Source organism: Paraburkholderia nodosa (genome assembly GCF_001718195.1).
Taxonomy (GTDB): Bacteria; Pseudomonadota; Gammaproteobacteria; order Burkholderiales; family Burkholderiaceae; genus Paraburkholderia; species Paraburkholderia nodosa_A.
This window is the reverse complement of sequence record NZ_MCNV01000032.1, coordinates 1-26,356: the sequence shown is the minus strand read 5'-3', so window position 1 is coordinate 26,356 and position 26,356 is coordinate 1. Positions and strand designations below refer to the sequence as shown.

General features: G+C 61.2%; 23 protein-coding genes and 5 pseudogenes. 18 read left to right on the top strand and 10 right to left on the bottom strand.

The genetic code is table 11. The features are described 5' to 3' along the window. Positions 1-11: 11 nt before the first annotated feature. The 3 genes from BFD71_RS42430 to arsN2 are packed head-to-tail and all read left to right on the top strand — an operon-like array spanning position 12 to position 795. On the top strand, positions 12-152 hold the full coding sequence (locus BFD71_RS42430) for a hypothetical protein (protein ID WP_256095021.1): 141 nt from the start codon (positions 12-14) through the stop codon (positions 150-152). Next, positions 149-361 carry a hypothetical protein gene (locus BFD71_RS42425; RefSeq protein WP_069268552.1) on the top strand — a complete coding sequence of 71 codons (213 nt, stop codon included), beginning with the start codon at positions 149-151 and terminating at the stop codon, positions 359-361. The genes BFD71_RS42430 and BFD71_RS42425 overlap by 4 nt, the downstream gene beginning before the upstream one ends. Beyond that, positions 358-795 (top strand): arsenic resistance N-acetyltransferase ArsN2, encoded by a 438-nt coding sequence (gene arsN2 / locus BFD71_RS33660; protein WP_069268551.1) that lies wholly within the window; start codon positions 358-360, stop codon positions 793-795. The genes BFD71_RS42425 and arsN2 overlap by 4 nt, the downstream gene beginning before the upstream one ends. 145 nt (positions 796-940) lie before the next feature. On the opposite strand, the gene BFD71_RS33655 is transcribed toward arsN2, so the two are convergent. Further along, positions 941-1,159, bottom strand: a complete 219-nt coding sequence (locus tag BFD71_RS33655; protein ID WP_069268550.1) for a hypothetical protein — start codon at positions 1,157-1,159, stop codon at positions 941-943. A gap of 575 nt (positions 1,160-1,734) precedes the next feature. On the opposite strand from BFD71_RS33655, the gene BFD71_RS33650 reads away from it, so the two are divergent. The 5 genes and pseudogenes from BFD71_RS33650 (at position 1,735) to BFD71_RS33635 (ending at position 5,318) form a co-directional block, all read left to right on the top strand. Next, complete coding sequence (locus BFD71_RS33650; RefSeq protein ID WP_069268549.1) at positions 1,735-1,995, top strand: hypothetical protein; 261 nt, start codon at positions 1,735-1,737, stop codon at positions 1,993-1,995. Positions 1,996-2,104: 109 nt separating this feature from the next. Beyond that, complete coding sequence (locus BFD71_RS33645) at positions 2,105-2,959, top strand: diguanylate cyclase domain-containing protein (protein WP_069268548.1); 855 nt, start codon at positions 2,105-2,107, stop codon at positions 2,957-2,959. Between the two features lie 287 nt (positions 2,960-3,246). After that, positions 3,247-3,633 carry an HU family DNA-binding protein gene (locus tag BFD71_RS33640; protein WP_256095020.1) on the top strand — a complete coding sequence of 129 codons (387 nt, stop codon included), beginning with the start codon at positions 3,247-3,249 and terminating at the stop codon, positions 3,631-3,633. A gap of 555 nt (positions 3,634-4,188) precedes the next feature. Then, positions 4,189-4,458, top strand: a pseudogene (locus BFD71_RS39710) (IS66 family transposase); the annotation flags it as partial. A 134-nt stretch (positions 4,459-4,592) separates the two neighbouring features. Next, positions 4,593-5,318 carry a hypothetical protein gene (locus BFD71_RS33635; protein WP_069268546.1) on the top strand — a complete coding sequence of 242 codons (726 nt, stop codon included), beginning with the start codon at positions 4,593-4,595 and terminating at the stop codon, positions 5,316-5,318. Between the two features lie 691 nt (positions 5,319-6,009). Here BFD71_RS33635 and BFD71_RS33630 read toward each other — a convergent pair. Next, entirely contained in the window at positions 6,010-8,373 is a 2,364-nt protein-coding gene (locus BFD71_RS33630) for a hybrid sensor histidine kinase/response regulator (RefSeq protein ID WP_069268584.1), read from the bottom strand. Between the two features lie 277 nt (positions 8,374-8,650). Between BFD71_RS33630 and BFD71_RS40970 the strand changes: the two are divergent. Beyond that, a pseudogene (locus BFD71_RS40970) lies at positions 8,651-8,812 on the top strand (type II secretion system protein GspG); the annotation flags it as partial. Between the two features lie 358 nt (positions 8,813-9,170). Beyond that, positions 9,171-9,911 carry a sulfite exporter TauE/SafE family protein gene (locus tag BFD71_RS33620; protein ID WP_069268545.1) on the top strand — a complete coding sequence of 247 codons (741 nt, stop codon included), beginning with the start codon at positions 9,171-9,173 and terminating at the stop codon, positions 9,909-9,911. Between the two features lie 690 nt (positions 9,912-10,601). On the opposite strand, the gene BFD71_RS33615 is transcribed toward BFD71_RS33620, so the two are convergent. Beyond that, the gene (locus BFD71_RS33615) at positions 10,602-11,096 is read right to left on the bottom strand and encodes a bacteriohemerythrin (RefSeq protein ID WP_069268544.1); all 495 of its coding nucleotides are present in this window, start codon (positions 11,094-11,096) and stop codon (positions 10,602-10,604) included. Between the two features lie 96 nt (positions 11,097-11,192). Continuing rightward, positions 11,193-12,161, bottom strand: a complete 969-nt coding sequence (locus tag BFD71_RS33610) for a PDR/VanB family oxidoreductase (protein WP_069268543.1) — start codon at positions 12,159-12,161, stop codon at positions 11,193-11,195. Positions 12,162-12,397: 236 nt separating this feature from the next. Here BFD71_RS33610 and BFD71_RS33605 point away from each other — a divergent pair, with 236 nt between their 5' ends. The 5 genes from BFD71_RS33605 to nadC all read left to right on the top strand — a co-directional run bounded on the left by BFD71_RS33605 (position 12,398) and on the right by nadC (position 17,638). Next, entirely contained in the window at positions 12,398-13,744 is a 1,347-nt protein-coding gene (locus tag BFD71_RS33605; RefSeq protein WP_069268542.1) for an MFS transporter, read from the top strand. Positions 13,745-13,790: 46 nt separating this feature from the next. Then, a complete protein-coding gene (locus BFD71_RS33600; RefSeq protein WP_069268541.1) occupies positions 13,791-14,783 on the top strand; it encodes an ABC transporter substrate-binding protein in 993 nt (330 codons plus the stop codon). Between the two features lie 110 nt (positions 14,784-14,893). Further along, positions 14,894-15,964 carry a porin gene (locus tag BFD71_RS33595; RefSeq protein ID WP_141710886.1) on the top strand — a complete coding sequence of 357 codons (1,071 nt, stop codon included), beginning with the start codon at positions 14,894-14,896 and terminating at the stop codon, positions 15,962-15,964. Between the two features lie 89 nt (positions 15,965-16,053). Beyond that, positions 16,054-16,650: a MarR family winged helix-turn-helix transcriptional regulator gene (locus BFD71_RS33590; protein WP_069268539.1), complete on the top strand. Its 597-nt coding sequence runs from the start codon at positions 16,054-16,056 to the stop codon at positions 16,648-16,650. A 142-nt stretch (positions 16,651-16,792) separates the two neighbouring features. Then, the gene (nadC, locus tag BFD71_RS33585; RefSeq protein ID WP_069268538.1) at positions 16,793-17,638 is read left to right on the top strand and encodes a carboxylating nicotinate-nucleotide diphosphorylase; all 846 of its coding nucleotides are present in this window, start codon (positions 16,793-16,795) and stop codon (positions 17,636-17,638) included. 89 nt (positions 17,639-17,727) lie between these two features. Here nadC and BFD71_RS33580 read toward each other — a convergent pair whose 3' ends face one another. The 5 genes and pseudogenes from BFD71_RS33580 to pdxR all read right to left on the bottom strand — a co-directional run bounded on the left by BFD71_RS33580 (position 17,728) and on the right by pdxR (position 23,496). Then, positions 17,728-18,906 (bottom strand): Gfo/Idh/MocA family oxidoreductase, encoded by a 1,179-nt coding sequence (locus tag BFD71_RS33580; protein WP_069268537.1) that lies wholly within the window; start codon positions 18,904-18,906, stop codon positions 17,728-17,730. Between the two features lie 16 nt (positions 18,907-18,922). Continuing rightward, positions 18,923-20,254 (bottom strand): Rieske 2Fe-2S domain-containing protein, encoded by a 1,332-nt coding sequence (locus tag BFD71_RS33575; protein WP_069268536.1) that lies wholly within the window; start codon positions 20,252-20,254, stop codon positions 18,923-18,925. A gap of 304 nt (positions 20,255-20,558) precedes the next feature. Further along, positions 20,559-20,985, bottom strand: a pseudogene (locus BFD71_RS33570) (ferritin-like domain-containing protein); the annotation flags it as partial. Between the two features lie 233 nt (positions 20,986-21,218). Further along, positions 21,219-21,902, bottom strand: a pseudogene (locus BFD71_RS42420) (NAD-dependent epimerase/dehydratase family protein); the annotation flags it as partial. A gap of 178 nt (positions 21,903-22,080) precedes the next feature. Then, entirely contained in the window at positions 22,081-23,496 is a 1,416-nt protein-coding gene (gene pdxR, locus BFD71_RS33560) for a MocR-like pyridoxine biosynthesis transcription factor PdxR (protein ID WP_069268535.1), read from the bottom strand. Between the two features lie 87 nt (positions 23,497-23,583). On the opposite strand from pdxR, the gene BFD71_RS33555 reads away from it, so the two are divergent. Next, positions 23,584-24,015, top strand: coding sequence for a cupin domain-containing protein (locus tag BFD71_RS33555; RefSeq protein ID WP_069268534.1), 432 nt, complete (start codon positions 23,584-23,586; stop codon positions 24,013-24,015). Positions 24,016-24,020: 5 nt separating this feature from the next. Continuing rightward, positions 24,021-24,482 carry a carboxymuconolactone decarboxylase family protein gene (locus BFD71_RS33550; RefSeq protein WP_218108684.1) on the top strand — a complete coding sequence of 154 codons (462 nt, stop codon included), beginning with the start codon at positions 24,021-24,023 and terminating at the stop codon, positions 24,480-24,482. Positions 24,483-25,050: 568 nt separating this feature from the next. Here the strand turns inward: BFD71_RS33550 and BFD71_RS33545 are convergent. Next, a pseudogene (locus BFD71_RS33545) lies at positions 25,051-26,061 on the bottom strand (aminotransferase-like domain-containing protein); the annotation flags it as partial. Between the two features lie 77 nt (positions 26,062-26,138). On the opposite strand from BFD71_RS33545, the gene BFD71_RS33540 reads away from it, so the two are divergent. Continuing rightward, positions 26,139-26,356: helix-turn-helix domain-containing protein (locus BFD71_RS33540; protein ID WP_141710885.1), on the top strand; the 218-nt coding region annotated here is incomplete at its 3' end.

The window sequence follows — 26,356 nt, the reverse complement described above, 5'->3', positions numbered from 1 at the left end:
CGAGCCTGGATGTGAACCTTCTGGTTGCCGGTACATCGCGTGCGGCGTTGATCCTGTTCGCGCTGATTTATGGTGGCTCCAACGACATGATGACGATCTTGCGCGGAACCATCGTCCAGAACATCCTCTGGACGGAAGGGTACGCGCGGTGAGCGGCCTGCTTTCGATGCCGGCGAACATCGCGAAGGGCATCCCGCCGATCCCGGCAGCGGCAGTCTGGACAATGACCGGTAACTATCTTCGCGTCGAATGGGCGGTCCCGGGCGTGGCGCTGGTATCGGCGTGCGCCTTTATGTTCATCGCGCGCTCGACGGTCGACGCATCAAGGAAGGTTGCGGCACGGGAACGGAGCATGCCATGAAAATTAGGTCCGCCAAAGATGACGATCTCGTCGGGATCAAAAGCCTGCTGGCAACGTGCGAGTTGCCAACAGAGGACGTCACGACCGCGCTGCTACCGGGGTTTCTCGTTGCAGTCGACGAAGGGGCAGCGATAGTCGGAAGTGTCTGTCTGGAACCTTTGGGCGCTGACGCGTTGCTCAGATCGCTGTCTGTCGCCTTGCATCTTCGAGCAACGGGCCTCGGCACGTCCCTGCTTCTGGCCATCGAACGGGAAGCCAGGGCGAGCAACTATGGCAGCTTGTGGTTGCTCACAACGAGCGCGCCACAGTTTTTCGGGAATCGCGGCTACAGCGCAGTCAAGCGGACCGAAGTGCCGGATGAGATGCGTGAAACGGCACAGTTCATGCGGCTCTGCCCATCTACCGCAGTGTGCATGAGGAAGCACTTCGCGTGAGCGCAAATTGATTCAAAAGAGCTCGCGAAAACCACAGGATCGGTGATCGAAAGGGGACGACCCGAGCCCGACGGGGCGCAGCAGCAACAGTCGCGCCCGATTCAACGTCACGGTACGCTTACAATTCGGCCTTGTGGCCCGGGGACTATCGATGACTGCGCCTGATTTCCCGGCTGGCATACACAGCTAGCAAGGCGCCCGCCGTCACTGCAGACATCGCCAGCGATTCATCAAGAGAGCCGCCGGGTTCCGATGATCTCACATAGATCCCGATGCCGATCCCAACCATCATCAGGATCACCCCCAGAATCAGCCCCCAAACCGGCCCGGCCGAATCAGACTGCATGCTGTGAGACATTTTCATAGCCGTACCCTCGAAACACGCTGGCTGATCGCCACACCATTCGTGAAGCCCACAATCGATGCCCGACTTTCGCGATGGGCGGCTGCGGTCGTGGCTTCAGATACCAATGAACTCCCGACCATAAGGCTTGTGCGAAAGCGCAGCGCGTCTGCCAGACTGCTGCATCTGGCAGACGCCTATGATCAGATTCTAGCGAGCGCAATGGCAACGAGCAGCAGGGCGATGAGTGCAGCAAGCCATTTCAGCAGAAGAATCAGACTTCCTACTTTCTCGTCAAGCGCCCGGACCACCCCGGGTTCCTCTGTGCCGTCGCGCACCTGTAGCGCGTCATCAGGACGTGTATCGTCCGCCGACGCTCACGCAAGAATAGTTGTCTATCGCGTCAGGGCAGTTCTGAAAGCCTGATCGAACTGCCGCGCGCGCCTGACCTCATCTCCATGGGGTAAATAGAAGTGGTGACGAGGGACGCGTGACGGAGGTTATCGTGGGCGGGTTTGTGCGGTAACGCACACTGAGCCAGATTCGTGTAAGGATATGCGTGCAAACTTCCAAGTTGAGCTTGCGAGGAGGCCACCATGACAAGCCAGCTTACCGAGTACAAGCCCGGGATTGAGATCTATGCCAACATCTCGAACTCTCCGGGTCAAGCGACCTTTACTGGCTGGATCGTGATCATCGACAAGACCAGGAGCGACCAGATCAGGGATTCCCGGGTTTCGCCGCGGTGGACCACGCCTGCAAAAACCCACGAGGAGGCGTGCCGTATCCTGACCCAGTTCGGCAGAGACGTGCTCGAAGGTCGTGCCACGGGCGGCGATTTCGTCAACAACGGCTGAGTCCATTTTCAGTCTTACGCAGGTAACGTGTCGCGCATTCATCGTAGGTGTGACTTAAGTCGCGGCGACGAAAAAGCCGGGCCAGAGCAGGGCGCCGTCGGCGTCATAGGTGAACACGGAAAAGGTCGCAGAACTCGCCCGGACGGTGGAGCTCGCGCAAACGGGGCAGCAAGACGCGGCCATTGCCCTGGTGCGGACGGACGAAGGCCGGCGATACATGGACACCCTTCGTCGTGATCTCGGCCAGCTGCTCGACGAGTGGCGGCAGAAACGTGTTGCGGCCACGCGCGACGCACATGCGAGACTGCTGCTGGGAACGGTAGCGTTGGCCATCACGGCTTTGCTGGTCTGCGCGCTCGCAATCTATGTGCAGTTCGTGCAGCGTCGTGCGTTCGCCAGAATTCACGCACGCTCAGCTGTACTCGACAGGCAGGCGGCGCAGGATCCCCTGACAGGCCTGCCCAACCGTCGCAGGCTGCTTGCGGCCGTTGCGGCCCTGGAGGAGCAACCGGACCCGGGACGCGTGGCGCTCCTGTACATGGACATCGACGGATTCAAGCGCGTCAACGATGCCCTGGGGCACAGTGCCGGCGACGCATTGTTGCGCCGCCTCGCGGTGTCGCTTCGCAGCGTGACGCGGGAGACCGATGGGCTTGCAAGGGTCGGCGGGGACGAATTCGTGCTGCTCGCCAGTGACTGCGGCGATGACGGCCAGCTTCGCGAACTCGCGGCGCGGCTGATCGACCGCGTACGTTCTTCGGGAGAGCACGAGTACGGCGGCCGGTTTCCGGTGGGTATGAGCATCGGAATCGCGACGTTGCCGGACTGCGTGCAGGACGTGGACGAACTGCTCGATGTCGCTGATGCAGCGATGTACGTGGCCAAGCGTACCGGCCGCTCGACCTATGCCTTCGGCTCATCATCTGAAATGCTGGGTACGAATGTGGTGCCGTTCAGGCGATAGGACCGGCCTCGAGTCAGCAAGACGGCCAGAACACGATCAGAGCCTGCGGCAGCAAGCCGCACACAAGAAGACCAGCACCCCGTGGCCGGTGGCATCCGGTACTGGCTTCAGTTTGAGGCTGGGACAGGATTCGATTCCGGTGGGCCACTTTCCTTGTCGGGGAGGGAAGTCGGCGATGTGATGCCCGATGGCTTCAGTCCCGCCGTACTGCTGTTCATTCTGCCGGGCCCGGTCGCCATCCGTAAATCCAGCGTGCGCGAATATTTTCCGGCGCAACGGCGACAGCAATGCCAAGGCGCGTTTCGGCCAGCTACCCGCGTGGCCGCGAATTTGCCAGCGTAAGCAAGGATGCGGTAGGGTGCCTGTTCCACCATCAGACGGGAAAGGCCATGACCAAACAGGAACTGATTGACGCAGTAGCCGCTAGCACGGGCGACAGCAAGACCGCTACGTCCGACATGGTGAACGCCGTACTTAGCCTCATCACGCACGCGCTCGCCGACGGCGGCACCGTGCAGCTGGTCGGATTCGGTTCGTTTTCGGTGGGACACCGCGCGGCGCGCACCGGTCGTAATCCGTCGACCGGCGCAGAAATGCATATCCCCGAGGCGAAGACCGTGAAGTTCACCGCCGGCAAGGCGCTCAAGGAGGCGGTAAACCTACCGCCGCAATGAAGCCAGAGACTGCGCGTGACCATTTTCCGGGCTCGCGGAACGCCGGTGCGGTGGTGCCGCGTGCAACGAGAATTAGCGGCGCAATAGTGGCAATGGGCAGGTCGGTCTTGCGCGCGCAGGTTGCGAGCTGCCACTCATAGCGAATGTCGCCGAAGACCCGGCTCGCCGTTTTGGCCGACGGGTGCGCCGCGTCAATCTGACAGACATGTTCGCCGGCTGCTGCAGAATATTTTACCGAAGGTCTCTGGAAGTTTGTCGGATCGACGTCTAGCCCGGATGCCCTCAACTCAGTCATAAGGACTGCAAGGCAACTCGGCATGTAGCGCGATAGAAGTTGTGATCGAGCGCTGCCATTCGTCGCAGTGGTTATCCTGGCTGCCCGCGCGACGAGAGTGACCGCCGAGCAGCCGTGCTCGACGGCCCTGGCGGCATACTAGTCGCAATGTGCCGACTCCGGCTATGGCCAACGCAACATGTCTGTCTAACCGGGAATGCCGATCAATGTCACGACCACTGCCGAACTGTTGATTGAGCATCTGCCTGCCGTCGTGCCGGCGGTGGCACAAGCTGAGCCGCTACATTGAGAACGGCGACTATCCGATCTCGAACAACGCCTGTGAAAACGAGATTAGGTCGTTCGTCGTTGCACGCAAGGGCTTCCTGTTTGCCGATACAGTTGCCGGTGCACATGCGAGGGCGAATCTTGACTCGCTTGTCCAGTCGGCAAAAGCCAACTGTATGGCCCCGTATCGGTACCTCGTCTGGCTGTTCGCGAAGTTGCCTTTCGCGAGCACCACTGACGACTATGCAGGGCGACTGCCGTGGAGCACTTCTGGACAACGACACGCCCGGGCAGGCATCATGACACTCAAATATCCGCGCGGACAACGAAGCGAAACGCCTGCGATTTTCAAACCGGACAGGGTTGAAGCCAAGAACCCAAATACAAGGGGACACCCATGAGAACGCTGGCACAGTACAGCTTCGTACTGCGCGACGGTGGCAAGGTTGCTTTTCACATTCACAACGACGGTTATGCCGAGGGTGCTGCAGCGTATTTCCTGTTTGCGCATTTGTCGTCGGCCCGCGGCTCATTCGCTGATCGTTTCCATCGTGCCAACGAACGAGCAGAGATTTGCTCGATGGATTCGGATCAGGGCGTGCTTTTTCGGTACGCGGTTGCAGATGACGGCTCGCTGGTGGCGCGCCGTCGCGTGCGCAACGATAGAGGTGATGCAGTCGACAAGTGGGTCGTGTTTTTCCGGGGGCACTACGCCGAATTTATCAATCGCTATGCGCTGCCAGCCGACCTGATTGAGGGACCGCTCAGACTGATCTACACGCCGCGCCGCGCTGTGGCTAGCGAATGGGTTACACGCGCGCAACTGGAACGACGTCATACCATTGCCCTGGCGAAGTTGCTGGATTACCGTGATCGCTACCCCGAGATGACTGTGAACATCGAGATCCAGGAGGCCGAGGTCAGGGAGCTTTGGCGAGCGATTGAACAATTCGATGGGCAGGTCGTGAGACCGTCAAACTCGAAGGCGGGACCGCTCCAGTCCCCGCGCGGAAAACCGTTTCATGCTTCGATGCGGGTCAGCGGATACGCGGATCACCGTCGCGCGAACCCGAAAGAGCAGCTGAACTTTGTGTTGCCACTTGCGCGGCGCTCTTGTAGATGATCGCCTCACCGTCGACCATCGTTTCCGTTCCCGTGTGGAAAAACAGCAACTCGCTGCCCCACCAGAAGTAAGCATAAGCCGTTCGGGGGCAGCCATTGTGCCGCGTTACCGCGAATTCATAACCGGTGCCATTCAACGTGCCGCGCCGCACGTGTGTCCACTGGATCATGGGTTGACTCCTCATGATCCGGTAACACCAGGCTTGCAGGCGCTTACCGTTACGCGTCACAATTCCGCGACGGTCCCTCGCGTAGCCGACGAACTCACTCATGTTCGTGATCTCCATTGGGCTTGCTCTGATCTTTCGTGCAGGCGCTGCCCGGACCACAGTTCACCGACGCGCCTCGCGCAGGCAGGACGGCCACGCCGGCTGTGTCGGCGACCGCGAGTCCTACGCCGCAACAACCACGTGCAGCATCAACAGCACACACCCGCCCACAGTCCGACCGTCGACGGTCCCGTCGGCCCTCGATCGCATCCCCTTGCCACAAGCGGCACGCATAACGAATTGCCGGTACCAGACAGGCGGTCAGCTGTGCCGTGAGGGCATGCAATTCCGGCAGCAAAAACCACAATTTAAGCCGTCCGATAGTGCGCTTCTATTTCTCTCGACTCAGCGCTTGGCTTTCCGCTGCGTGAGCCACTTGTTGAGAGCTGGCAAAAATATTTCCTGACATCTTCGGAGAGCACATCAGCTGACAGTGGTCTGCAGGGCGACGCGCAGTTGATCGAGCGTATAGGGCTTGCGTAAGGCGGTCCACTTGAACGCAAAAATTCGATTCCCGGGAACAGGATTTCCCGAAGCGAAAATGATCCCGATTCCCGGACGGATGGCGAATGCGCGCTCGGCCAATTCGAACCCGGAAATATGGGGCATCACGACGTCGGTGACCAGAACGTCAAATCGGTTTGCCGTGAGCGCGTCAAGCGCGGCCGCCGCGCTTGACGCGCGCTCGGGATCGACTCCGATCAACGCCAGCAGCTCGCAGGTAGCGTCGAGCGACGCAACGTCGTCTTCGACAACAAGTACGCGCATGCCTCCCGGGTTCCAGTTCCTCCGACTTTCATCGGCCACCAGGGTATCTGTCTCATTTCCCGGGGTTTTGCTGTCCGTGCTTCCGAGGACCTGCCGCACTTTGGCAGCAAGTTGATGACGGCTGTATGGCTTGCTCAACAGTTCCACACCAGGGTCAAGGCGGCCACCATGGACGATCGCGTTATGGGTATAGCCCGACGTATAGAGTACCTTTAGCGCGGGCGCCATCCGGACTGCCCTCCGGGCCATTTCCGTGCTGCGCAACGCACCAGGCATGACCACGTCCGTAAAAAGCAGATCGATATGGACACCGCTCGCAACGACGGCCAGCGCCTGCTCTGCGTTGCTCGCCTTGAGCACCGCATAACCCAGACCGGCCAAAAGTTCGACGACTGTCGACTGAACCTTCGGATCGTCTTCCACGACGAGGACAGTCTCGTTCCCGTGCCTCACTTCCCCCGCGCTGCCCGGGGCGATTTCCACCGCCGTTTCGGTAGAGCGGGGCAGATAGATCCTGACGGACGTTCCGTGGCCGATCTCGCTGTAGAGCCGGATATGACCTCCACTCTGCTTGACGAAGCCGTAAGCCATGCTGAGGCCAAGCCCTGTACCACGACCTTCCGGCTTGGTGCTGAAGAATGGGTCAAATGCACGTTCCATTACTTCCGGGCTCATACCTGTCCCGGTGTCTGTGACGGCAAGCATCACATACTGTCCAGCAGCAACGTCGGGAAGTGTCGATACATACGCGTCGTCGAGTGTTGCATTCGAGAGTTCAAGCGTGAGCTTGCCGCCGTGTGGCATCGCATCGCGCGCGTTGATCGCCAGGTTGAGGATCACGTTTTCAAACTGGTGGGGGTCGACCATGACGTTCCACAGCCCGCCCGTGACCACGGACTCGATCTCGATTGCTTCGCCCAGGGCCCGGCGCAGGAGTTCATCCATCGCGTGGAGCCGGCGTGCCGGATTGATGACGATGGGTGCCAGAGGCTGCTGACGGCCAAACGCCAGCAGCTGAGAAGCGAGCTTCGCACCGCGCTCCACGGCGTCAACGGCGTTGCCAAGCCGCGCGGCGGCCCAGGCGTCACGGCCATACCGGCTTTCGAGCAGCTCCAGATTGCCACGCAAGACCTGCAGCACGTTGTTGAAATCGTGTGCCACCCCGCCTGTAAGTTTTCCCAGGGCCTCCATTTTCTGCGCCTGGAACAAGGCCTTTTGCGTCTGCTCCAGAACTTCGGCTGCGCGCCGTCGTTCGGTAACATCCCGCGTGATCTTGGCGAATCCGACAAGCTCGCCATCTTCCCTGATGGCATCGATCACAACGTGCGCCCAGAAGTGGCTTCCGTCCCGCCGAACGCGCCAGCCCTCCGCCTCAAAGCGTCCCTCGCGTCTCGCCGTTTCGAGGCCCCTGAAGGGCACACCAGCTGCGACGTCTTCGGGTGTGTAAAACCGGGAAAAGTGCGAACCGATGATCTCCTTTTCCGTATAGCCCTTGATCCGCCGGGCGCCGGAGTTCCAGCTCGTGATGTGCCCATCGGGCGAGAGCATGAAGATGGCGTAATCGCTGACGCCCTGAACCAGCAGTCGGAAACTCCGTTCGCTTGCAAGTACAGCCTCGTGAACGGCCTTCTTGTCACTCATGTCCTGGATCACCTTGCCGAAACCGACCAGTTCGCCATTGCCGTCGCGTAACGCTGTTATGACCACGTGCGCCCAGAACGTGGTGCCGTCCTTTCGCACGCGCCAACCCTCCGAGACGTGACGCCCGGCATCCAGCGCGGCGCGGAGCGCCGCTGCAGGTGCACCGGAGGTGCGTTGGGCCTCGGGGTAAAAAAGGGAGAACGGCCGTCCGATGACTTCTTCGGGGCGATAGCCCTGAATGCGTTCACCGCCCGGGTTCCACGTCAGGATAGTGCCGTCAAGCGAGACGGCGAAGATCGAGTAATCTTCGGTCGAGCCAGCCCACAGCCGGAGCCAGGCGGAGCTGAAATCCTCGGACGGAATGGGAGCGTTGTTCATCTGTTCAAATGTGTTGGTGTCTGAGTCCTGACGCGGCTGTCGGGACGTGGCAGTGGCAGCAGCAATTATCAGGCCACGAGGCGACGCGACCTGTCGGTCTTCCAATATCGTCCTGACCGCTTGGCCGTGCTGCTGCATCCCCTACAGCGGGCAGGTCCCACGCGGTCTAGCGACCGCGCCAAGGCACCGTTTGGTCGCTGGTACCGGTGTGGATGTGAGCGATGGCATGTACACAGCCGCGAGTGGGGCGACCGCCATCGTGATGGTCATTCTGGGGAAGGAGGGCGGCTATCTCCAGCGATTGCCTAACGATCCATGGGGCAACGCGTATCGGTATCTCAATCCGGGTGTGCATGGTGAGGTCGACGTATTCAGCTATGGCGCCGACGCAAAGCAAGGCGGTGAAGGCGACGACGCCGATATCGGCTCGTGGGAATAGTGGGCGCCCTTTCACTGCGTCCCGATGCTTAACCGCGGTGGTACCCGTCGATCCGGCTACGTGTGCTGTGTCGTCATGTGTGGATTCTGTGCAAAGGCGAAACGCGACCGACGTGGGGGCGGAGCCGACGTTCGAACGTCCGCGCGGAGGTGCGGGGCAGCACCTGTGGGTGACTAAACTCGGAGGTCCATCGACAGCTTGTGCGCAGCAGATCGCCTTGGTCGATGAATTTCTGTAGTCGGCCCGCCGTCGCCGGTCTATCCTGCGTACGGAAGAATGCCGCTACTGCACGTAGAGCGGGCACGCAGCCAGTTTCCGGTGCGTTACTGTTGCTCCAACATCCCGACTAACACGCGCGATGATTGATTTCCAGACACTGCTGATCTACGGTGCGTTTCTGGCGGTTGCGTTGCTCTACGCCAGCACAGGGCAAGCTGGCGCTTCCGGTTACATCGCCATCATGGCGCTGATGGGATACGAGCCCCACAGCATCAAGCCTACCGCGCTTGTCCTGAATATCCTGGTCTCTCTGGTTGCAAGCTGGCGCTTCATACGGGACAGTCATTTTGACTGGGAGTTGTTCTGGCCATTTGCATTGCCGGCCGTACCGATGGCGCTATTAGGTGGCTATATGACGCTCCCGAATGCAGGGTTTGAATATTTACTTGGTGCACTGCTGTTGATCGCTGGAACGCTGTCGCTGGCGCGTAGGCCATTGAACGACCAGACTGTGCGGCCGCCTCCTAAGTCCGTCGCGCTCGCTTGGGGAGCAATTATCGGATTAGCTTCTGGGCTGACCGGAGTTGGTGGGGGCGTCCTGATAACGCCGCTCCTGCTGTTTTGTAGATGGTCATCGGTGCGCACTGCTGCATCCGTTTCCGCGCTGTTCATCCTTTGCAATTCCATCGCGGCGCTGGCGGGTGATTGGACAGCCACAAATCACCTTCCACATGGGATTGGTCCGCTGGCGTTGATGGTGCTTGTGGGGAGTTGGTTTGGGGCATATCTTGGCAGCCGCTGGCTGTCGCCTCGTCAAATTCGTAGCTTGCTGGGCATTGTGTTGATCATTGCCAGCTTGAAACTGCTCTTGCCCGCTTGAATTAGCGTAGCTGGCCACATCATCGGCGATGGCACGACGCATATAGCGAACGCGCGAATACGGCGTACTGCGACGTATGATTGCAGTCATCGTCCGAGCAGCATGCCGGCAGCTAAACTGCTTGCTCGCTAGCAAGTAGCGGCCGTTCGAATGCCTCAAGCAGGATGCCGACGACTGTCTCTTGTTGTCCCGATCTCGGAAGTCCATCGGAGACGTACGCGCAACGGATCGCTTTGATCGGCGAACTTGCGTATTCGACCCACGCCAGCCGTTGGAGTCACCGCGAGGCGAATATCTGCTCGCAAAGGTGAAGCGGTCATTCTTGACATGATAACGGCTCGTTTCCCGACGCTTTTTCATCCACTTTGTGAGCCAATTTTCGTTCTCGGCAGAAATCGCGTCCTCGTACGGCTTGACGAAGCTGGACCACGAGCGGCGCGTGCTTTTCGGAAGAAAGTGCCACTCATCAGCAGGTTCTTCGAGTCGGCGTGGGTACGACCAGGATATTGTCGAGGTGGCCGGAGCCACCGGCGATGGGTTGACACATACGCATGAACGAGCCTCTTCTAACGTTTCCGCGGGAACACCCTCTCGAAGGACGCTAAGTGAGCTCCCAAGTCCTGATGCAATTTCCATCGCGTCGCGACGGGTTTGCACCCTGATCATCGTCGGCCATGTTTTCACGCGCAATCAAATCGATCGTCGGAACACGACAGGCTTGCCGCCCATTGTCTGCTTCGTCATCCATGCCGCAAGCGCCGAGTCCAGATAGTCCGCGTGACCAGAAAACCACTCGAAAAGGCGCAGGCCGAGATCTCGCGCCAGTTCCGCGCCGGCTCGTCCTTCTGCGACCGCAGCCTTCACGTCACCGACCGACTTCAGTACTGCCGCATGTTCTTCGATGTGGCAGTCGCGTGGCGGGAAGTTCGTCGTACGCATCCACTCGTCTTCCTGCTCGAAATGGCTAACGGCGTGCTGTTCGAACAGCTCTAACGCTGCTGCGGCCGTCGCGTCCGAGCACGTCACCAGGCGCAGCGCAAACGTATAGAAATCCTTGTGAACGTCGTCCATCGGCGTGAAGCCGAGTAGTCGCGCGTCGTTCCAGGCAAGACTATTGTCGCTGACCGGCGCCGGGGCTTCTGTGTCTCTCGTCGGAGTCGTTCGTGGAGAAGTTTCGTCCGTCATGTTTGATTACTCCTGCTGTTTCGGTGTGCTGCTGTGCTCTGCAAACGATAAGAATGCGTCGAGCGGTGCCCGACGCATTGTTCCTCCCCGCGGTACTCAAAGATCGAGAACCAGCTCCGCGGATTTCGCACGCGACACGCAGACCATGATCTGCGTTTGTTTCTCGTCGTCGCGCAGCACGAGATCCCGATGATCCGCCTCCCCTGAGCACAACACTGTCTTGCACGAGCCGCAGGTGCCGCTTTCGCACGAACTCGGCACGCGCACGTTCGCGTCGCGCAGCACCTCGAGGATCGAGCGATTGGCGGGAATGTCGAACGACGTGCCGCTGCGCGAAAGCCGCACAGTGAAAGGCGTGCTTTCGCGCGCATTCGCATTGCCTGCACCGAAGCTCTCGAAGTGAACGGTGCCCGACGGCCAGTGGCCGGTCATGTCCCGCACGGTGTCCATCAGCGCCAGCGGTCCGCAGCAGTACACGTGTTGCGCCGACTTCGACCTCTCAAATACGGGCCAGAAGTCGAATGCTTTCGACGGGTCGCCGTGATCGTGGTGAATCTTCACGTCCGAACGCCATTCTTCGCTGCTCAGTTCATCGAAGAACGCCGTGCCTTCCGGATCGCGGGAGAGGTAGTACAGCTTGAACGAGCGCAGGCCTTCCGCCCGCAACTGTCGCGCCATCGACAGCATCGGCGTGATACCGATGCCGCCCGCGACGAGGATGAATGACTTTGCGCGCTCATCGAGGGGAAACTCGTTGCGGGGCAAAGAGACGTCCACGGCGTCGCCCTCGGCCGTATCATCGATGAAGCTCATCGAGCCGCCGCGTCCGTTGCTGTCACGCTTCACCGCGATGACGTAGCGATTGCGCTCCTGCGAGTCATTGCACAGCGAATAACTGCGTCGCGAGCCGTTCGGCACCACGACGGTCAGGTTCGCGCCCGCCTCGAACGGCGGCAACGGCGCGCCCTTCGGGTCGGTCAGTTCAAAGCGCCAGATGTCACGGGCGATCTTCGCCTTGCCTGCGATCTTCAGACGAAGAAAACCGTCTTCCTGGGGGGGCGTCATATCTGTCTCCTTCTGACCGATCCGGTTTTGTACTGTGTCAACATGAGTGCATGGTATTACTAGATCTCTAATTATGCAAGTCGAGAAAACCGCTTCTGCGCGACCTTGTTCTCGGTAAAAACCCGTGCTTGCAAGCGGCGTGAAGTCCCCGTAAGCTGAAAATTAGAGCTCTAATTATGTGGCGAGAGGAACCCTGTTCCGCCAGTATCCAAAGTGAAATTCGGAGACATTCAGTCATGGCACATTCAACGTTGCACTCCGGGGATTTATCCCTGTCTGCCGCAGCCGACTCGGCGGCGGAGGAGGCGACCTACCGCAAGATCACGTTCAGGTTAATGAGCTTTCTTTTCCTGTGCTGGGTCCTCAACTATCTCGATCGCGTGAACGTCAGCTTCGCGCAGCTGCAACTGAAGCACGATCTTGGGTTGAGCGACGCGGCGTACGGGCTCGGCGTGAGCCTGTTTTTTATCGGCTACATCCTGCTCGAAGTGCCGAGCACACTGTTGCTGCGGCGCATTGGCGCCCGCAAGACCGTCACGCGGATCATGCTGCTCTGGGGCGCCATCTCAACTGCCATGGCGTTCATGACCGCTCCATGGCAGTTCTATCTTGCCCGCACGCTCCTCGGCGCGGCTGAAGCGGGCTTTTGGCCCGGCATCATCCTCTATCTCTCGTACTGGTACCCGTCGAAGCGCCGCGCCCGGATCACGTCGCGGTTCCTGCTGGCGATCGCGGTCGCGGGGATTGTCGGCGGCCCGCTTTCCGGGTTCATCCTGCAACACTTCATGGACGTCTGGGGCTTTCGCAACTGGCAGTGGCTGTTTTTCCTTGAAGGCGTGCCCGCCGTGATTGCCGGTGTCGTTGCTTACTTCTATCTGATCGACAGGCCTCAGGATGCGAAGTGGCTGACCGACGAGCAAAAACGAATTGTCATTGGCGCGCTGGACGAGGAAGGTCGCAGCAAGCCGCATAGCTCGCCGAGCACGCTCCTTGCGGCGCTGCGCGACCCGCGCGTATACGTGATTGCCGCGGGCTGGGCCACAGTGCCCATTTGCGGAACCATCCTCAACTACTGGACGCCCACGATCATCAAACAGGCGGGCGTTTCCAACCTGTTGCAGATCGGCTTCCTGTCGGCGCTGCCTTATATCGTCGGCGCCGTTGCCATGCTCCTGATCGCACGCAGCTCGGACCTGCGGCTCGAGCGCCGCTGGCACTTCGTACTGTCGACCACAGCGGGCGCCACGGGCGCGGTGCTCCTGACGGTTCTGACGCACAACCCGGTTGCCGCTATTGCGTGCCTGAGTCTCGTTTCGGTGAGCTATTTCGCGGCCGCAGCCATTATCTGGACCATTCCGCCGAACTATCTGAAGGGCGCGGCGGCCGCCGGTGGCATCGGTGTGATCAGCAGCCTCGGTCAGGTGGGCGCTTTCTTCGCACCAATCGTCCTCGGCTGGGTGAAGAGCGTGACCGGCAGCTTTTCGGCCGGCATCCTGCTGGTCGCGGCGCTGGTTTTCATCGGCGGCATCGCGGTCTTCTTCGGCGTGCCGCGCGAGCGGCAGGCACCGCAATCCGACGCGTGACGATGCACGCGACGGCCAGAATTTCGACAGTCAAACAGGAACAGGAATGAGCAAGCTTCAACTATCCATCGCGGTGGGCAACTACGACAGGATGCGGCCGCTGATTGACGGCGACGTGCAGATCGATGGTGTCGATCCCGTGTTCATGCTGCAGGACCCGGAGGAAATCTTCTTTCGCGCGTTCCGGCACGCGGATTACGACATTTGCGAGCTTTCGCTCAGCAGCTATTCGGTGAAGACGGCAGCGGGCACCTCGCCCTACGTCGCGGTGCCGGTCTTTCCGTCGCGCGCGTTCCGGCATAGCTCGATTTACGTGCGTTCCGACCGCGGGATCGACCGGCCCGAGGACCTGAAGGGCAAACGTATCGGCGTGCCGGAATACCAGCTCACCGCCAACGTCTGGGTGCGGCTCTTTCTCGAAGAGGAATATGGCGTAAAGGCGTCGGATATCCGCTGGGTGCGGGGCGGCTACGAGGATCCGACGCGCGTCGAGAAGATCGCGCTCAAGCTGCCTGAAGGCGTTGTGCTGGAAAGCGCACCCGAAGGGAAAACGATCTCGAATCTGCTGGCCGACGGCGAGATTGACGGCGTGATCGGACCGCGCGCGCCGTCATGCTTCGATCGTGGGCATCCGAAGGTCAAATACCTTTTCGACGCTCCGCAAAAGAGTGCCGCCGAATGGTACGAGCGCAGGAAGCTCTTCCCGATCATGCACACGCTCGGCATTCGCAAGACGCTCGCGGATCAGCATCCCTGGCTGCCGGGCGCAATCGCGAAGGCGTTCGAGCAATCGAAGGAAGTCGCGCTGGCCCGTTTGAGCGATACCTCGGCGACCAAGGTCACGCTGCCGTTCATCGAGGACCAGTTGCGCAACGCCCGGCGTCTGATGGGGCACGACTTCTGGTCGTACGGATTCGCAAACAATGAGCACGTGATCGACCGCTTCCTGGCGCAGCACCATGCCGAGGGATTGTCGAGCCGTCGCTTGCAGCCTGCCGAACTGTTCCACCCGGCCAGCCTGGAGCGGTTCAAGATCTGACCGCCTCGCGGCGGTTGCTCCTGCCGTTGCGCATCCGGCAGCCGCTGGGTGCGCGGCGGATGCGCGGAACGGGAAAATAAATCCAATACACTCAGTAGTCCATAATACAGATGAACATGAAGAGACACACATTCCCGCTCGCCTGCGGCGGGTTGCTGACGCTCGCCTGCACGGCGGCCCATGCGCAGAGTTCGGTCACGCTCTACGGCATCGTCGATGCGGGCGTCGAGTACGTCAACCGGGTGCACCAAGGCAGTCAGACGGGTTCGGTGATCCGTGAACAGTCGGGCAATCTCGCCGGATCGCGCTGGGGGCTCAAGGGCTCGGAAGATCTTGGCGGCGGCTACAAGGCCGTATTTACGTTGGAGGGCGGGTTCAACGTGAACACCGGCGCGCTCGGTCAGAACGGACGGCTGTTCGGCCGCAAGGCATTCGTTGGCGTCTCAACGCCGTACGGCACGCTCACGCTCGGACGTCACCAGAACCTGCTTTATGAGCTGATGTACAAGTACGACGCGCTGACGTTCAACCCCAGCTACTCGGCGCAAAGCATGGACAGCCAGTTCGTGAACCGCGCGGACAATTCGGTGCGCTATGGCGTGCAACTAGGCGGCGTCACGTTCGCGGCACTGTACAGCACCGGCTTCGACGCGACGATTCCGAACGGTGCGAGCGTGCCCGGCGCAACGAAGGTGGGTCGCGAAATGAGCGCGGCGGTCCTGTATGACCGCGGGCCGTTCAGCATCGGCTTGACGTACGACCAGTTGCAGGGCACCTCGATCGCGACGCAGAGCAATGCGCAGCAGCGCGCGCTGCTCGGCGTGTCGTACGACTTCGGGCCGGTCACGACGCTGGCGGGCCTGCGCTGGCTGAACACGCGCAACACGGATGTGCCGCCGAGCTCGCTGCTCTATTGGGGTGGCGTGACCTGGAGGGTGAATGCGCCGCTTTCCGTCTCCGCCAGCGTCTATCACACGCAGTTTCGCAATCCGCACGGCGGCCCAACGATGGGGGCATTGCTCGTCGACTACTCGCTATCCAAACGCACCGATGTGTTTGCGGAAGGGGCGTACGTCGCCAATCGTTCATTTTCCAATGTGGGTATTCGGGGCACGGGCGTAGACATTGCGTCAGGCATGGATCAGGCGGGCGTGACCGTGGGCATTCGCCACGCCTTCTAAGCGGCTTTGGCGATGTGCTGCAGTGCCTCTCGCGCGGGCTAAAGCGCTATGATTGTCACCTGTCTGGTCACAATAACTGCGAGGAAGGCATGGCAGCAGCACGTACTTCGGGCAAGGGCAAGGGCGGGGTCGCGAGCGAGGACCCCATTCTGCGGCACTGGCGCGAGGCGGTTCCGGATGATCGTCTTGCTCACCTGGTGAAGGATGCGGGCCGCGCAATGATTCGCGGTCTGCAAATGCGCCTGGCGCAGCACGAAGTCTCGTTCGGCCACTGGGCGTATCTGCGTGTGCTATGGGTCACCGACGGGCTCACGCAGAAGGAGCTCAGCGACGAGACCGGCACCACCACGCCGACCACGTTCAGTGCGGTGTCGGCGATGGAAAAGCTCGGGTATGTCGAGCGCCGCTACGAGCCCGGCAATCGCAAGAACACGCACGTCTATCTGACGCCGCGCGGCCGGAGCCTGAAAAACAAGCTCGTCCCGCTCGCGGAAGAGGTCAACGAAATTAGCGTCAGGGGCCTGAAAACCACCGAGATCAACGTCGCGCGGAAGGTCCTGCTGACGATCATCGAGAACATGGCACGCGACGAATCCGAGTCGGATAACCCGGCGCTGCGCATCCCGTCGACGCGGGAAGTGGGTAATCTGATCGCGGCACGCGGGGAAGAAATCGATCAGGAATGAGGCGCGGCTCGGCGCTTCAGGTCATTCCAGAGTAGCATATTAATTATAGATCTAATAATATTGACGGACGTGCCAGGTCCACGACAGGCACGACGGCAGGCCACGGCATGCCGCTCTTTCGCTCAAAAAATACGGATCTGAAATGGATGGAATGACCCGCGCGGCGATGTCGCGCAACGTCCGCGATGCGCTCGCGGAAGATGTCGGCGAGGCCGACTGGACGTCGCTACTGATCGACCCCGACGCTTCAGCCGAAGCGGTCCTGACCGTACGCGAAGCCGCCCTGTTGTGCGGCAGACCGTGGTTCGATGAAACACTCCAGCAGGTCGACCCGCACATCACGATCGAATGGTTTGTCGGAGAGGGCGAACGGATGCACGAAGGGCAGAGCGTCTGCCGGATCGCTGGCCCGGCGCGCGGTATCCTCACCGCCGAGCGCACCGCGCTAAACTTCATTCAGTTGCTTTCTGGCGTGGCCACCGAGACAAGCATGATGACGCGGATCGTCGAAGGCACGACCGCGCGGATTCTCGACACGCGAAAAACGCTTCCGGGATTGCGCCTCGCGCAAAAATATGCAGTTCGTGTTGGCGGCGGCGAAAACCATCGTCGGGGGCTGTACGACGGCATTCTGATCAAGGAAAACCACATTGCGGCGGGCGGCGGCATTGCATCGACGCTTCGCGCCACTCAGGCATTGGGTGCGGGCGTGCCCGTGCAGGTCGAGGTGGAGACGCTCGATGAGTTGGAGGAAGCGTTGGCTGGGGGCGCCGCGGCGATTCTGCTCGACAATTTCTCGATTGAGACGATGCGCGAGGCTGTGCGTGTCACCGCAGGGCGCGCCGAGCTGGAAGTCTCGGGCGGTGTGACCGGGCAGATGCTGCGAACCATCGCCGAAACCGGCGTGGATCGCATTTCGTTAGGGAAGCTGACGAAGAACGTCAGGGCGATTGATTTTTCGCTGCGTTTCGCGGCGTTCGCCGGATAGGGGGATCGGGGCGCACGTGTGCGCCCCTTAATTGTTGACGGATTCGCTCAAGCTCCTGTTTACGCGCGCTTTTAGACCGCCAACAACAACTATCGAAGCGTTACATCTGCGCCCGTTTCGCTCGACTTCAGAATCGCGATACAGATTTCCAGCGTGCCCTTCGCCCATTCGCCATCGTGAAGGGGTGAATGTCCGTTGACGACCGCGCCATGCAACTCGTCGATCACTTCGGCGCGCGGCACGGCGGGTGCAGGCAGCGGCAGCGTTTGGCGCTGCTCGTCGCCGTAGACGACGATCGAATCGGGCAGTGGACGCAGGTCTGCGCGTTCGCACGAGACGATGACCGGACCGAAATGCTGATGAAAGCGCGGCGGCTCGTCCGCGTCGGCCGTTGGCGGCTTGTATGCGGATCCGCCGTAAGTGCCGGCCGCCTTGAGTCTGGCCTCCTCGTCCGAGGTCGCGAGCGTCTCCAGACGGCGGCGGGCGCTTCCGTACGTGTCGGGGCTCGTTCGATCGCCCATTTCGCCGATCCAGCCGCTCCATTCATCGGTGTTGAAGTGGCCATAGCCGTTGTACGAGAGCGAGGCATAGGCACCGCTCTCGAACCAGATCAGCGCAGAATAAGCGCCTTCGGTCGGGCGAGACGGATCCCACCGTCCCACACTCGCGCGCAGCCGCGTCGCGCGCGAGCCGGCGAGCATTCGCACGATGTCGACCTGGTGGGCCGCCTGGCTGAAGACGGCGCCGCCACCTGCAGCCGTGGCCAGCTCCTCGGGTCGGCGCGGGCGATACAGGTAGTCGGTGTAGTTGACGGCCTGGATCATCTTCACCGCGCCGAATTCGCCGCGACTGATCAATTCGCGCGTACGCAGGTACGGCGTGTCGAAACTGTGGCAATGGCCGACAATCAGATGCACGTTCGCCGCGCGGCAGGCAGCGATCATGCGGTCGCAGTCCGCGGCGGCGAGCGCCATCGGTTTTTCGACGAGTACGTGTTTGCCCTTTGCCGCAGCAATTTCAGTGTGTTGCGCGTGGAACTGGTGCGGACTCGCAACGTAGATGATTTCGACGTTGGGGTCATCCGCCAACTCCGCCACGTCCGCATAGGTGGGCGCCGCGAAGTCGGCGGCGAACTGCCGCCGCGCTTCGTCACGCGGATCGCACGCAGCGACGAGCTGGACTCTGGGGTCGCGCAGGAAGGTCGGCAGCATCAGCGAGAATGCCCGTCCCAGTCCTGCGACCCCGATGCGCAAACGGTGCTGCTCCATGGCCGTGTGCCTCCCGTTATTGCTTGACCTGGTAGTCCGTTGCGAGCGCGGACGGCTGATCTGCGGGTTCCGGATTCTTCTTGCTGACGTAACGCGCGGCATACGTGCGCCAGTCGATTTCCTTCGGCACGACAGCCTGGTACGAGCACACTTCCCGGGAAATCGCCTTTGCACCCGTGCCAATTGCTTCGCCATCCTTCTCGAATTCAGCGATCGCATCGATCATGCGGCGACGGAATTCGACGATGGCGAGGTCGCTCGCGCCGAGGCGCTCGTCCGAGCGGTTCGCAATCGGGCCCATCGTGACCCACATGGCGATATCCTGGTTCGGGAAGCCCGAAATGCCAGTGAAATTACCGGCCTTCATCGCCTGGCGGTCCTGCCAGAAGCGATTCTCGTGATTGCGCAGCGGTCGATAATACTGGTCGAGATCAACACCGACCTGCTGACGCAGGAACTTGCGCCACGTTTCGTTTTCCGGCGTCGTCTCCGGATCGCCCCAGGCGATGAAGTAGAACGCCGTGTTCGTGTCGTCCATCGGCACGTTGATGTTCGCCACGTTGTAGAGATTGTTCGGCGGAATCAGCACCGTTCCCGGCGCCACGAATACCGTGGAGCGCACGTAGTCGTGCGTGTTGGCGTTGAAGATCGGGCGGCGCAGCGCGGCGTAACGGAAGCCGTAGTCGGTGCGCTCGACCTGCAGGCGCGGGGCCTTGTCGGTGGATGGGCGCAACCAGTTCTTCCCGGTCGCTTCGGCGCCGCCGACGCGTGCCGGCACGAAGTCGGACGAATGCAGGCTGGAGCTGTGCGCGGAGTCGATCGCGCCTTCGAGGATTTGCGCCCAATTGCACGGCAGCAGTGCCTTGGCAATGCTCACGCGGGTGTCGGCAGTCGGCGCCCAGGCCGGCGGCACGAATTCGGGGATGGCGTCCTGCGGGCCCATATACGCCCACACCATGCCTCCCCATTCCTGCACCGGGTAGGCCTTGTGCTTGACCTTGTCGGTCATGCAGCTCGCAGCCGGCTCGGACACCATTTCAAGCACGTTGCCCGAGACGTCGAACTTCCAGCCGTGATACAGGCAGCGCAGGCCGGAGTCTTCATTGCGGCCGTAGACGAGCGATGCGCGGCGGTGCGGGCAGTACTCGTCCAGCACGCCAACGCTGCCTTCCGAATCCCGGAATACGACGAGGTCCTCGCCAAATACGCGCGCTTTGACAGGCGCGCCATCCGGCTCGCTGACTTCTTCGATGAGGCAAACCGGCGTCCAGTGCCGGCGCATCAGTTGTCCCATCGGGGCATCGGCTTCAACGCGGCACAGCAATTCGTTTTCTTCGTGGGTCAGCATGTAATGTCTCCCGGCGACAGGTCGCCTTCATCAACAGGTGTTGCTCAACTATATTAGAGATCTAGTTAAATTGGCAAGAACCTTTCGGGACATCCGGGAAAGTACGTATGGCCGGAATTGCCGCTGGCAGAACACCAGGATTTAATGTGCGAGACGAATCACCGTTGATCAGAGGCTCGGGATCCCCATTGCGATTTCCCTGCTACGCATCGCGGCGATTGCGGTGTTTGGCGTGTTTCGGGACACGCGACGGCATTGCGGAGCGCGAATGCGCTGCGGCTTCGCTCTGCGACAGCGTGCGTTAGATATGCTTGATCACCGGTTCCGAGTGCCATTCGGCCCCACGGCGATACCAGTGATTCAGGCGGATCTCGCCGCAGAAATGCAGCATCAGCGTTTCCAGCGGCGGGGCCGGGTCGAACTCGAAGCGCACGGCGTGCAGTTCTTCCTCGGTCGGTACCAGGTCCGGGCGGAAACAGCGCAGGTACTCCATCAGCACCAGCGAGTGCTTCTGTTCCTCGAAGCCAGATGCTCATGAACGCCGAAATGGCGGTTGTCGAGTAGGAACATCTCCGTGGCGGGCGGGGCCGACCATTCGGTGATGGCATTCATGCGGATGGCCTTCGCCTGGTCGCCAGTAAGCAGGCTGGCGTCGAAGGTATCCAGGGGATGTCCTTGTCCATATGCCAGCGGACCGCCTCCAACGATTTGGACAGTTCGGGGTGGAGCATCGGTTCAGGCATCCTTCCAGAGCAACGGCCGCGGCGCGAAACCGAGTTTTTCCCTTCGCTGCGCGATTCGAGGCACCACTCAGGTGGGTGTGGTAGTACACCGCTTCTTCGCCAGCGGCCTCGCGGGCAACTGCGACGCTTACGCTGGCGGGGGCGGGCGCATCGACCCAGCGAGCGAATGCAGGCATCCACGTGGCGACCGGAAGCGGATCGTCATCGACCACGTTGTATACGCCGGCTTCGGCCGTCAGTGACGCTACTGTTGCCGCCACGGCATCGTCGAGGTGGACGAACGACCAGACCGCGTTGCCGTCGCCGATGATCGCCATCCCGCCTTTTCGCGCCCGCTCCGCAATGGCGCCGTCGAGCCTGTACGAGGTACCGGGACCGTAGAAGAAGCCGTAGCGCAGGACTACGCCTTCCAGCGCGATCGAGCCCGTGACGCGATTTTCGTAGGCGCCAATGACCCGCGCACTATCACCAATCTGGCCGGGCGCGTCGTAGCGGAGCGCGGCTGTCTCGTCGGCCAGCGAGCCCTGCGGGGCTTCGAGGTAGAAGCCACGTGATTGCAAGACGTAGCGTTTGACGCCCAGCGCCTTGGCAGCGGACAGCAGATTGGCGCCGCCTTCGCGATGCAGGCGCGTATCGTTGGGCATAGACTTGACGATGTCGGCAGGATTCGCCGGAAGCTACGTGAGTTGGTCGATGACCACATCGGGCGACGCCGTCGCGATGGCATCCTTCACGGACTCCGCATGAAAGGCGTCCGCCAGGGTCACGCGGGCGCCAAGCGCGCGAAGCTTGGCGTCACCCGCGCCGGCGCGAGTCATCCCCGTTACCTTATGACCCTGCGCGCAGAGCACGCGCACCAGCGGCAGTCCAACGGCGCCGGTGGCGCCTGCAACGAAAATCTTCACGATTCCTCCTAAGACTGCGTGGCGACGCAGTGCAGCGGTGATTTAACGATATGGCTCGGCGCAACGTGACGCGCCAGCCGGTGAACGGCATCGTGTCCGTTCACTGGTCGTTAAAAAAGTACCAAAAACCGGAAGAAATGGCGTACCAGCTGGCCCAAGACCTGCCGGCGCTTTCGCATCAGCTCAACTTGCGGATCAGCTGATGCAAGCGATCGCAGGCCGCTGGAATCTGTTGTTCGATCGCCGGCGCAACGCCAAGCAGCAGCCCCGAGCGCTGCGTGGACTCGGAGCAGTACCAGATCGATAGCGGCGCGGGCGCGATCCCGTAGGCATAGGACTCCCGTGCGATCCGCTTGTCGTCGGCGCCATCGGCGAGCCGAACCACCACTGCCAGACCAGCCGGATAGGCGTCGAATCCCCTGGACTCGAGCGCGGTCATCAGTGCCTGGCTGCGGCCCGCGTAGATGCGTTTCATGCGACGCAAGTGCCGCATGTAATGCCCGTCACGCATGAACTCGGCCATTGCCATCTGTACTGCCGGCCCCGGCGCGGAAGACAGGCACGCTGCCGCTTCATCGAAGCGGGGTACCAGGGCGGGGGGCACCACCACAAATCCCAGTCGCAGCGTTGGGCTGATGGTCTTGCTGAACGTCCCGATGTGAATGACACGCCCCGCTCGATCCTGCGACGCCAGCGCTGGCGCCGCGCGGCGTTTCAGCTGCAGCTCGCCCAGATAGTCGTCTTCGATAATCCATGCCTGCGCCCGGGCCGCCCACTCCAGCAGTTGCCGCCGGCGCGCGAGCGACAAGGTCGGACCCAACGGCGCCTGTTGTCCCGCGGTGACCAGCGCCAACGCGGCATCCGGTGCATGCGTTTCGCCGAAGCCGACGTCAATGCCTTCTTCGTCGACGGGAATCGGAACCGTCGTGATCTGGCCAATTTCCAGGGCCTTGCGACTCAGCAAATATCCGGGATTCTCGACCCATGCCTTGCGGCCTTGGGCCTGAAGCACGAGTAGCGCGATACCGAGCGCCCCCGAGAATCCTGCCGTGATGTAGATCTGCGAGGGCTGGCACTCAATGCCGCGTGACAAGGCCAAATGCGCGGCGATTTCCCGGCGGAATTCATGTTCGCCGCGCGGGTCCGGGTAGGATGCGGGCGCTTCAACTTCATCGCGTGCCGCCCGGGCGCGCAGACGTGCAAACAACGTGTTTGGAAAACAGTCCGATGCGGGCACGCCCATCTGGAACACCGCAGGGCCGGGCAGGAAGTGCTGGTATAGCGCCGACTGCAAATCCGTCTCTATCGATCGCGCCCGTTCCGCGATGGGGCTCACGGTGGGTGTGTGCTCGGAGACCCTGGTCCCGCCCGCGCGCGACGAGACAATCAACTGCGCATCGGTCAGCCGCTCATAGGCGGTCTTGACGGTGCCGCGCGCCACACCAAGCTGCGCGGCAAGATCCACCCACGACGGCAGCCTGGCGCCTGGGGCCAGTACACCACTCTCGATGACGCCAGTAATCGCCAGGCGTATCTGTTCCGCAAGTGCTGTCTTGGAACCACGGTCGAGCTTCAGATCCAGAATATTTGTCATGGTGGGTGGTGCATCAAGTTTTCGCGTTCTTGGTCCTTTTTCGTGGACCATAGCCGATGCATGATTCTAGCCACCAAGGAGCTGATCATGAAAATTTCACGAACCTTACTTTCTGTTGTTGCCGCTGGCAGCCTGGCCATGTCCGGGGTTGCCGCGGCGCACGGCGCCGCTGACCATGGCGCTGGCGATATCGTCAAGCCGAACTTCTCGCACGCAATTCCAAACATTCCGGGCAAATCGGTGATCGCCGTGGAAGTCACTTACCCGCCCGGGGGCGCTTCGTTGCCTCACACCCACGCGAAGTCGGCGTTCATCTATGCGTACGTAGTCTCAGGCAGCGTCGCCAGCAAGGTGAACGACGAGCCGGAACGCGTCTACAAGGCCGGGGAGGCATTCTTCGAGGAGCCCGGCTCGCGCCACCCGGTCAGCCGCAATGCGAGCAAGACCAAGCCGGCAAAACTGCTGGCCGTGTTTGTCGTCGATTCGAACGACACAGCACTGACAACCAACGACCAGTAAGGAGCTTGAAAATGAGATTGGACTACGCCAAGGCATCGCCGGGCGGCGTGAAGGCATTTGGGGGGGTATATGGCTATGTCAGGCAGTCGGGCCTGGAAGACGTCCTCGTCGAACTGGTCTATCTGCGCGTCAGCCAGATCAACGGGTGCGCCTTTTGCCTCGACATGCATACCCGCGACCTGATCAAGAAGGGCGTCACGCCCGCGAAACTGGCGCTTGTGCAAGCCTGGCATGAAGCGGGTGCGTTGTTCAGCGATCGCGAGCGCGCCGCTCTGGCGTGGGCGGAGTCGGTCACCCGCGTGGCCGACACCCATGTACCCGACGAGGACTTCCAGCTTGCCGCGACGACGTTCAGCGAGAAGGAGCTAGCGGACCTTACGATGGCCATCAGCCTGATGAATGCCTACAACCGGCTTGCCATCAGCTTCCGCCGGCCCCCCGACTCCGCCGTGGCTGCGGAACGCTGAAGCGGTCGCCTCGTGGAATCGAGCGGAAGCGGTCAAAAGAACGCGCCTGTCCGGCGCGCTTTTCCTAAACTTGTTGCTGCGGCCGGCCTTAGCGTGCCATTAGCAGCAGCGCCGCATCGGTCAGCATGCCCACCGTCCCATCGTCGACGTCCCAGCTCTTCATCATTTCCGCGATTGACTTGGGTACTTGGTCGCGATCGCGGTGCATGGCCGTCCTGACGCGAATTGCCGACGACTCCCCATCTGAGCGAAAACCCCGTGAAGAAGCCGTACAACCGGGCCCAGAGGCTCCGGGATTGGTTAAGGTCTGGATTCGCGCTCGGCGAGCATATCGATCGGTCTGTCGCCTCGTGGAAAACGATAGACCGTAGCAACTTAAGGTGTCCGCGGTTCGTGGGTAAGATCAGTTAGCCTGAAATACGTTCGAGAAGGGCCACCCACGGTGGCATGGCGACGGCGATCTTGCCGGAAAAGCGCCTCCCCGTTGCTAACAGTTAGCAGCTATACAGCTGCGCTTTTCGACGAAACTGCACTTATGCTAATCAGGCAACGCCGGGTGACCCGTTGGTCAGCAGTACCCTTCAATGATCTCGAACAATCGTTGGCACGATTTGGCAAGGTGTTGTTCGGGCGCGGTCGCAACCCCGAGCAAAAGGCCTGGCACCGTCCACGATGGATTTGCGAACCACGCGGACAAGGGTGATGGCGCGATGCCCGCAGTCATTGCCTCGCGAACGATTCGCACATCGGGGGCGCCCTCTGGGAGGCGAAGAAGCACGGCGAGGCCCGCATTTACCCATTGCGCGTTTCGGCTACACAACTCCGCTGTCAGAGCATCGCGCTGCGAGGAATAAAGACGCTTGAGCCGGCGCACACGTCGGATGTAGTGGCCCTCCCGCATAAACTCCGCAGTGGCGACTTGAATGACCGGTGACGGCGCGGGAGCGAGTGTCGCGGCCACCTCCGCGAATGCATTGACGAGGTCGGCCGGGACAACAACGAAGCCAAGCCGAAGAGCAGGGCTAACAGTCTTGCTGAAGGAGCCGATGTGGATGACGTGCTTGCCTTCGCCAAAAGATGCCATGGCGGGCGCCGGCCTGCCTTCCAACTGTAGTTCTCCAAGGTAGTCATCTTCAATGACCCACGCATCGTTTGAAGCCGCCCACTCAAGCAGTTGAAGGCGCCGTCTCAACGACAAGGTCGAGCCTAGAGGCGCTTGCTGACCAGGAGTTAAGACCGCTAACGCGGCGTCCGGCGCTGTCTTGATGCCGTAGTCGACGTTGATACCGTCTGCGTCTACCGGGATCGGCACGATATTCAAGCGAGCCAGTTCCAGCCCCTTACGGGTGAGCATGAAACCGGGCTCCTCCATCCAGACCTTCTGGCCTTCCAGACCTAGCACCCGAAGTGTCAAGCCTAAGCCAGCGCTGTATCCGGACGTCACGAAAACCTGCTCCGGATGACAGTGGAAGTTTCGCGCGATGGAGAGATTGCCTGCGATCTCTCTGCGCAGGTCGAATTCGCCTCTCGGATCAGGATAGAGCAGCGACGACAGGCCGGCCGTTTTTAGCAGGTTTGTATGGACCGGAGACATGGGTAACAGGTGTGCGGGGACATGGGTAACACTTCGGGCGAGTGATTCGCCTGGAGCCGTTCATGCCCTGGAACCCGAGAAACACCATGAACCTGCGTCTGGAATTCGTGAATCTGGCCCTGCAGGACGGCGCCAACCGGCGTGAACTATGCCGGCGTTTCGGCATCAGCCCGAAGACCGGCTACAAGTGGCTTGCCCGGCATGCACAGGATGACGGCGCCACGGCGTTGGCGGACCGCTCGCGCCGGCCCCTGCAGAGTCCGGCGCGCACCATACCCAC

Coding starts and splice junctions, on each gene's coding strand:
- arsN2 (WP_069268551.1), top strand. CDS start 358: ATGAAAATTAGGTCCGCCAAAGATGACGATCTCGTCGGGATCAAAAGC.
- BFD71_RS33655 (WP_069268550.1), bottom strand. CDS start 1,159: ATGAAAATGTCTCACAGCATGCAGTCTGATTCGGCCGGGCCGGTTTGG.
- BFD71_RS33650 (WP_069268549.1), top strand. CDS start 1,735: ATGACAAGCCAGCTTACCGAGTACAAGCCCGGGATTGAGATCTATGCC.
- BFD71_RS33640 (WP_256095020.1), top strand. CDS start 3,247: ATGCCAAGGCGCGTTTCGGCCAGCTACCCGCGTGGCCGCGAATTTGCC.
- BFD71_RS33635 (WP_069268546.1), top strand. CDS start 4,593: ATGAGAACGCTGGCACAGTACAGCTTCGTACTGCGCGACGGTGGCAAG.
- BFD71_RS33630 (WP_069268584.1), bottom strand. CDS start 8,373: ATGAACAACGCTCCCATTCCGTCCGAGGATTTCAGCTCCGCCTGGCTC.
- BFD71_RS33620 (WP_069268545.1), top strand. CDS start 9,171: ATGATTGATTTCCAGACACTGCTGATCTACGGTGCGTTTCTGGCGGTT.
- BFD71_RS33615 (WP_069268544.1), bottom strand. CDS start 11,096: ATGACGGACGAAACTTCTCCACGAACGACTCCGACGAGAGACACAGAA.
- BFD71_RS33610 (WP_069268543.1), bottom strand. CDS start 12,161: ATGACGCCCCCCCAGGAAGACGGTTTTCTTCGTCTGAAGATCGCAGGC.
- BFD71_RS33605 (WP_069268542.1), top strand. CDS start 12,398: ATGGCACATTCAACGTTGCACTCCGGGGATTTATCCCTGTCTGCCGCA.
- BFD71_RS33600 (WP_069268541.1), top strand. CDS start 13,791: ATGAGCAAGCTTCAACTATCCATCGCGGTGGGCAACTACGACAGGATG.
- BFD71_RS33595 (WP_141710886.1), top strand. CDS start 14,894: ATGAACATGAAGAGACACACATTCCCGCTCGCCTGCGGCGGGTTGCTG.
- BFD71_RS33590 (WP_069268539.1), top strand. CDS start 16,054: ATGGCAGCAGCACGTACTTCGGGCAAGGGCAAGGGCGGGGTCGCGAGC.
- nadC (WP_069268538.1), top strand. CDS start 16,793: ATGGATGGAATGACCCGCGCGGCGATGTCGCGCAACGTCCGCGATGCG.
- BFD71_RS33580 (WP_069268537.1), bottom strand. CDS start 18,906: ATGGAGCAGCACCGTTTGCGCATCGGGGTCGCAGGACTGGGACGGGCA.
- BFD71_RS33575 (WP_069268536.1), bottom strand. CDS start 20,254: ATGCTGACCCACGAAGAAAACGAATTGCTGTGCCGCGTTGAAGCCGAT.
- pdxR (WP_069268535.1), bottom strand. CDS start 23,496: ATGACAAATATTCTGGATCTGAAGCTCGACCGTGGTTCCAAGACAGCA.
- BFD71_RS33555 (WP_069268534.1), top strand. CDS start 23,584: ATGAAAATTTCACGAACCTTACTTTCTGTTGTTGCCGCTGGCAGCCTG.